Raw genomic sequence first — 5,990 nt, forward strand, 5'->3', positions numbered from 1 at the left:
CTCCTCTCCCACGGAGATGGCCAGGGTACCCAGTCCTACTGGCCCGCCCCCAAACTTCTCGATGAGGGTGCTCAATAGCTTATGGTCCAGACTATCCAGTCCCATTTCATCCACCTGGAGCATTTGAAGGGCCTCCATGGCTATATCTTTGTCGATCCTCCCGTGAGCCTTAACCATGGAGTAGTCCCAAACTCTCTTCAAAAGCCTATTGACAATTCTGGGTGTGCCTCGGGATCTCCTGGCCAGCTCCCTGCCTCCCTCCTCGTCGACCTCCACCCCCAGAATTCTGGCCGAACGGAGGACAATCTCCATCAGATCGTCTGTGGAGTAATAGTCCAGCCGGATGTTAACCCCGAACCTGTCCCTAAGAGGAGAAGTAATCAGGCCGGACCGGGTAGTCGCTCCTACCAGGGTAAAAGGTTGTAGATCAAAGCGAAGGGATCGAGCCGAAGGACCTTTCCCGATGATGATATCCATAACGCAGTCTTCCAGAGCAGGATAGAGGATCTCTTCTACCGCCCGGTTGAGACGGTGGATCTCATCAATAAAGAACACGTCGTTACTTTCCAAATTGGTCAACATGGCCGCCAGATCCTTCTTATTCTCCAGAGCTGGGCCAGAGGTAATCCTGAAGTTCACCCCCAATTCATTAGCAATAATTCCGGCCATGGTAGTCTTGCCCAGACCCGGAGGTCCAGAGAGAAGGACATGATCAAGAGCTCCCCCCCTTATTTTAGCCGCCTCAATAAAGACAGAGAGGTTTTCCTTAATCCGCTCCTGGCCCACGAATTCCCGTAGATATCTGGGCCTCAGGCTTCGATCTAGCTCTATCTCCTCTTCCCGGAGAGCGGCTGGAGTGATCCTTTCCTCCATTTCTTCTCCCAATAGCTAATTATATCTTGTGTCTTAGGGCAAACTTAACCATGTCTTCCACAGATGGCCTCTCAGGGCCTTCCTTCCTATAAGATTTAAATATGCTGTCTACATCCCTGGAAGTGTAGCCCAATTCCAGAAGAGCGGCTCTGGCATCTGCGTAGGCACTTCTTTCTTCCTCTGACATCCCCACCTCGGCCGCAAATTCCAGCTCCGGAAGGCCGATTTTTTCCTTCATCTCCAGAATAAGCCGGCTGGCTGTCTTTTTGCCTATTCCGGGAACCGTAGAGATAAACTCCACATCCCTGGTCATGACTGCTCTTCTGAATTCATCCACGGAAAAGAAGGACAAAATGGCCATGGCTACTTTTGGTCCAATCCCGGAGATACTGATCAATTTCTCGAAAAGCTGTCGCTCTTCCTTACGAATAAAGCCGTACAGACGCAGAACATCCTCACGAAGATAGGTGAAAGTATATAGCCTGATGGGACTCCCCTTTTCCGGCAGGCTCGCTAGAGTCCTGGCAGAAACGACAATCTCGTAGCCAACCCCGTTGACGTCGACGATGACGCAGTTGTATCCTTTCTCCTCAATCCTCCCTTTTACTGAGCCGATCAACTTAACCCCTTCATCAGAGAGTCCATTTTAAAGGAGTTAAGATGACATATGGCCACCGCCAGAGCATCAGAGGCATCATCCACTGCGGGGACATCGTTCAGAGAAAGGAGCTTTTTGACCATAGATTGGACCTGCCTTTTCTCGGCCCTTCCGTAACCTACCACAGCCTGCTTGACCTGCAAGGGGGTATAATCGGCTACCTGGATGTTTTTTCTTTCCGCAGCCAGGAGAACCACTCCTCTTGCTTGGCCTACCGAAAGAGCTGTCTTGACATTGACATTAAAAAAAAGCTCCTCAACAGCTACCTGGTGAGGAGAAAAGCGCTCCATCAGATCCATAAGTTGGTCATATATCTTGCCCAATCTTTGGGAGGAACTCAGGCGAGGTGAGGTGTAAATACAGTCATAATAAAGGGCCGTGAACTTACCCTCTCGGCCCTCCACTACACCTACTCCCGTAATAGCTGTCCCGGGATCGACGCCCATGACTATCATGTTGTCTCCAAGCAGGTTATCCCTCCCAGGTCAACTGAGCCATTACCTGGTCGGGAATCTCAAAGTTGACGTAGACTTCCTGTACGTCATCATGATCCTCCAGCGCCTCGACAAATTTGAGGACTTTCAGGGCCTTTTCGCTATCCAATCTGATCTGGTTCTTGGGGAGAACCGTCAGTTCCGCCGACTCGATCCTTAGGCCCTGCTGGAGAAGAAATTCCTTAACCCTATTGAGATCGGAAGCTGGAGTTACAATCTCATAGCTGGCACCGGCAGGCGAAATATCCTCTGCACCCGCCTCTATGGCCATTAACATGATAGTATCCTCATCCAGATCTTCACTTTTCTGAGCAACAATGAGGCCCTTTCTCTCAAACATCCAGCTTACGCAGCCCGGAGTGCCCAAATTCCCATGATAGCGGGAGAAGATGTTACGCAGGTCAGAAGCGGCCCGGTTTCTGTTATCCGTCATTATCTCAACTATTAACGCAACCCCCTCTGGGCCATATCCCTCGTAGGTCATTCTTTCATATTTGGCTCCGGAGATCTCACCGGTCCCCTTCTTAATAGCCCTCTCGATGCTCTCCTGAGGCATATTGTACTCTTTGGCCTTCTCAATGGCCGCGGCCAGAGTAGCATTCAGATCAGGATTGCCCCCTCCTTCTCGAGCGGCTACAGTGATGCTCCTGCTCAATTTACCAAACATCTGTCCTCTCTTGGCGTCCTCTTTGGCCTTTTTGCGCTTTATAGTTGACCATTTGGAGTGTCCGGACATTACCTCTCCTCGCCTTAGTAACGGGTGCCTGTCTCCTTCAATTTATGGGACTTCTCTTTAGTTAGAAAATAATCCAGATTTTCGTGTTTTGTAGGTGATGAGGCCATAATGACCAATTATGATCACTTCTTTGATCCCTTTTTGTGGTCCCTGACCATGTCTATGAAAAATTGGTGAATTCGGATATCCTGGGACAGCTCTGGATGAAAAGCTGAAACCAGAAGATTTCCCTCTCTGGCCATGACTATCTTACCCTCGACTTCAGCCATAGGGTCAACCTGATCTCTGATTTCCTCGATCCAGGGGGCCCGAATAAAAATAGCGTGGAAGACCTCATCCCCTATGCCCTTGACCTGAAGGTCCGCCTCAAAGCTATCCACCTGTCGGCCAAAAGCATTGCGGCGTGCTACCATATCCATTAACTCCAGGAGAGGCTGTCCCCCCTCTACTGTCTTCACGGCCAACAGGATAAGCCCCGCACAAGTCCCATAAATGGGAACTCCTTCTCGGCCCATCTCCTGAATGGGTTCTATGAGATCATACTTTTGCATAAGCCTGCCCATGGTAGTGCTCTCACCCCCAGGGATGATCAGACCATCTATCCCCTTCAGGTCCTCCTGCCTCTTGACCACTACCCCTTCTGCTCCACAATCTGCCACCATAAGGAGATGCTCTCGAACATCACCCTGAAGGCCCAAAACGCCTACCTTTATCCTGTCCATTTACCATCCTCGAAACTGAATCTTCTCCTGCTCGCCCAGCTTTGAGATTTCCAGGCCAGCCATAGCCCCACCCAGACCTTTGGAAACCCTGGCCAAAATGGCCGGATCCTGGTAGTGGATGGTGGCTTCTACAATGGCCGCTGCTCTGGCCCGGGGATTCTCTGACTTAAATATGCCCGATCCGACGAAGATACCATCAGCTCCCAATTGCATCATCAGGGCAGCATCAGCGGGCGTGGCAATTCCGCCGGCGGAAAAGTTAACTACCGGCAGCTTTTTTGTCTCCGCTACAGTGCGTACCAGCTCATAGGGAGCACCCAGCTTCTTGGCGGCTGCCATCAGCTCCTCCCGGGGAAGGCCGGCCAGCCACCTTATCTCATCCATGATGGTTCGCATATGTCTGACCGCTTCCACCACATTTCCTGTGCCAGCCTCTCCCTTGGTTCTGATCATAGCTGCCCCTTCGCCGATCCTCCTCAGAGCTTCTCCCAGATTAATAGCTCCGCAGACAAAAGGAACCTTGAAATCCCACTTATCTATGTGGTGGCCCTCGTCAGCCGGGGTCAGCACCTCGCTCTCATCTATAAAGTCTACTCCCAGGGCTTCCAAAATCTGAGCCTCCACAAAGTGGCCTATCCTGACCTTGGCCATGACCGGGATAGTGACCGCTTCCATAATAGCTTCAATAATAGTAGGGTCAGCCATCCTGGCCACACCACCTGCTGCTCTTATGTCCGCAGGAACCCGCTCCAGAGCCATTACTGCCACCGCTCCAGCTTCCTCAGCAATTTTAGCCTGATCGGGAGTGGTCACGTCCATGATCACCCCGCCTTTCAGCATCTCAGCCAGACCGGTCTTTAATTTATATGTTCCCTTCTCCATCATTTGAGATTCCTCCCTTATCTTCTGTTCTAATCATAGCTGAAGAAATGTCCGAAGACAAGAATAGTCCCACAGTCAGGATAGAGCAAGGTGGAGATCAGCCGGATCAGAGTGGACTTTCCTGATCCGTTAGGTCCTACCACGCCCAGGGTCTCCCCCCTGGCTACCTCCAGATTGATATGAGCAACAGCCACAGTAACTGGATTTTTCTGCCCTTTACCCTTGCTACTAAAAAATCCTTTCTTGAAGAAGTACTTAGAAACTCCCCGGCATTGAAGAGCTGGACTGGACATTTTACTTCCTCATCTAAAGTCAAGGGGTCCAAAATGAAAAGGCCACGGGAGATTCCCCCATGACTTCTAACTAGTTCGCACTGAAAAATAGGCTTGCCCCTGTAGGTCAGAGCAAAATTTACTCTCGGGTATTCTGCCTTTACCCTATCGACAGGTCATTTTTCAGTGTGAACTAACTAAATTCTGCTTCAGGAAATATACTCTGCGAGGGTGAACACAGCAATGCCTTTTGTCCATAAGGACGAACTTGCCTGTTCTGTGTCGTGTCTCCATAAGGGTGAATTTGCCTGTCCTTGTAACATCCAGAGCAATTTTCCCACTACTCCCCTTTTTCCCACTGTCGGTATAAATATAGCATATCCGTCAACGAGCTTGGCGGAGCCACAGAGTACCATCACCCATTTTGAGTGGAGATTCCTTTAAGGGCGCTTCCTTCCACTTCTGGTTCTGTCATTCAGACACTAGCGAAGACCAATGAGCATGATTTGGGCATAGCCTGGAAACAGGGCTTTCGATGAGCAAGATCTCAAGGTACAGAGCATAAGGTAGGGTCAGAAAGATTTTTGTCAGCGATTCCGCAACTAAAGATTTTTCTCCACAAGCTTCCTCTTCAATCGAAGCAATTTTTAACTAATTCGCCATGATGGGGCCATCACCCGTGAACCATGAAAATATGGGCTATAAAGTGACCCTCGAACCCTTGGAGGCTGCTGCATGATTGAAGGCCTATTTTCTAGGTAAATAATCTCCGCGCAAATTCGCATTCGCAGAAAGGGTTTGACTTTTTCTTTAATCTGCTATATGTGATATATAGAAGATGAAAGAGGGGGATTTAGTGGTTGTAGATATCCCTATTCTGGTTGAAGGATACCATGCTGATCAGTCAAGAACCTATGTCGTTGGAAAGGCCAGGGATGAGACGGAGAAACTTTTTTAGTCCTTAAGGGAGATTGCTGACCATTTAATAGAACATATCAAACCAGGCATGAGATGTTCTGATATTTATAATGGCTATTAAGAAGGCTAAAGAACTTCATGCAGAGAAGCCGTTCTTAAATTTTGGGGGCGGCCGAAAGTCAAAGATGATTGGCCATGGGGTAGGCCTTGAAGTGAATGAACCACCCACACTCTCCAACTATGACGATTCACAAATCTCGGATGGCTTTGTATTTGCTTTAGACATGAAAATATGGGCTATTTTCTAGGTAATTTCGGTGAAAGCCAATTTACTTATGGAGGGAGCTGTTCTATGGGAGGGTATGCGAGGAAGATTTTAGCCCAAGTTCCGCAGAACCCCGCTTTTTGGGGTATTTTTTGGGGCCGCAAGGGGCC

The 5,990-nt window shown here is 49.4% G+C and carries 9 protein-coding genes; 2 read left to right on the top strand and 7 right to left on the bottom strand.

The genetic code is table 11. The features are described 5' to 3' along the window. The 7 genes from ruvB to HW443_RS08905 form a co-directional block, all read right to left on the bottom strand. Window positions 1-873, bottom strand: an 873-nt coding sequence (gene ruvB / locus HW443_RS08875) for a Holliday junction branch migration DNA helicase RuvB (protein ID WP_176238077.1), incomplete at its 3' end; no start/stop codon positions are given. A 19-nt stretch (window positions 874-892) separates the two neighbouring features. Further along, window positions 893-1,492 carry a Holliday junction branch migration protein RuvA gene (gene ruvA / locus HW443_RS08880; protein ID WP_176231516.1) on the bottom strand — a complete coding sequence of 200 codons (600 nt, stop codon included), beginning with the start codon at window positions 1,490-1,492 and terminating at the stop codon, window positions 893-895. Further along, on the bottom strand, window positions 1,489-1,986 hold the full coding sequence (gene ruvC, locus HW443_RS08885; protein ID WP_176231515.1) for a crossover junction endodeoxyribonuclease RuvC: 498 nt from the start codon (window positions 1,984-1,986) through the stop codon (window positions 1,489-1,491). The genes ruvA and ruvC overlap by 4 nt, the downstream gene beginning before the upstream one ends. A 16-nt stretch (window positions 1,987-2,002) precedes the next feature. Further along, window positions 2,003-2,761: a YebC/PmpR family DNA-binding transcriptional regulator gene (locus HW443_RS08890; protein WP_176231514.1), complete on the bottom strand. Its 759-nt coding sequence runs from the start codon at window positions 2,759-2,761 to the stop codon at window positions 2,003-2,005. 122 nt (window positions 2,762-2,883) lie between these two features. Then, window positions 2,884-3,483, bottom strand: a complete 600-nt coding sequence (pdxT, locus tag HW443_RS08895; protein ID WP_176231513.1) for a pyridoxal 5'-phosphate synthase glutaminase subunit PdxT — start codon at window positions 3,481-3,483, stop codon at window positions 2,884-2,886. After that, a complete protein-coding gene (gene pdxS, locus HW443_RS08900; protein WP_176231512.1) occupies window positions 3,484-4,368 on the bottom strand; it encodes a pyridoxal 5'-phosphate synthase lyase subunit PdxS in 885 nt (294 codons plus the stop codon). A gap of 26 nt (window positions 4,369-4,394) precedes the next feature. Then, window positions 4,395-4,658 (bottom strand): ATP-binding cassette domain-containing protein, encoded by a 264-nt coding sequence (locus tag HW443_RS08905; protein WP_176231511.1) that lies wholly within the window; start codon window positions 4,656-4,658, stop codon window positions 4,395-4,397. 817 nt (window positions 4,659-5,475) lie between these two features. Between HW443_RS08905 and HW443_RS08910 the strand changes: the two genes are divergently transcribed. Continuing rightward, window positions 5,476-5,595: a M24 family metallopeptidase gene (locus tag HW443_RS08910; protein WP_258187195.1), complete on the top strand. Its 120-nt coding sequence runs from the start codon at window positions 5,476-5,478 to the stop codon at window positions 5,593-5,595. Window positions 5,596-5,665: 70 nt separating this feature from the next. After that, window positions 5,666-5,863, top strand: a complete 198-nt coding sequence (locus tag HW443_RS08915) for a M24 family metallopeptidase (protein WP_176237260.1) — start codon at window positions 5,666-5,668, stop codon at window positions 5,861-5,863. Window positions 5,864-5,990 lie beyond the last annotated feature (127 nt).

It is taken from the genome of Candidatus Hakubella thermalkaliphila (assembly GCF_013281975.1).
In the GTDB taxonomy this organism is placed as follows: Bacteria; Actinomycetota; Humimicrobiia; order Hakubellales; family Hakubellaceae; genus Hakubella; species Hakubella thermalkaliphila.

Coding starts and splice junctions, on each gene's coding strand:
- ruvC (WP_176231515.1), bottom strand. CDS start 1,986: ATGATAGTCATGGGCGTCGATCCCGGGACAGCTATTACGGGAGTAGGT.
- HW443_RS08890 (WP_176231514.1), bottom strand. CDS start 2,761: ATGTCCGGACACTCCAAATGGTCAACTATAAAGCGCAAAAAGGCCAAA.
- pdxT (WP_176231513.1), bottom strand. CDS start 3,483: ATGGACAGGATAAAGGTAGGCGTTTTGGGCCTTCAGGGTGATGTTCGA.
- pdxS (WP_176231512.1), bottom strand. CDS start 4,368: ATGATGGAGAAGGGAACATATAAATTAAAGACCGGTCTGGCTGAGATG.
- HW443_RS08905 (WP_176231511.1), bottom strand. CDS start 4,658: ATGTCCAGTCCAGCTCTTCAATGCCGGGGAGTTTCTAAGTACTTCTTC.
- HW443_RS08910 (WP_258187195.1), top strand. CDS start 5,476: ATGAAAGAGGGGGATTTAGTGGTTGTAGATATCCCTATTCTGGTTGAA.
- HW443_RS08915 (WP_176237260.1), top strand. CDS start 5,666: ATGGCTATTAAGAAGGCTAAAGAACTTCATGCAGAGAAGCCGTTCTTA.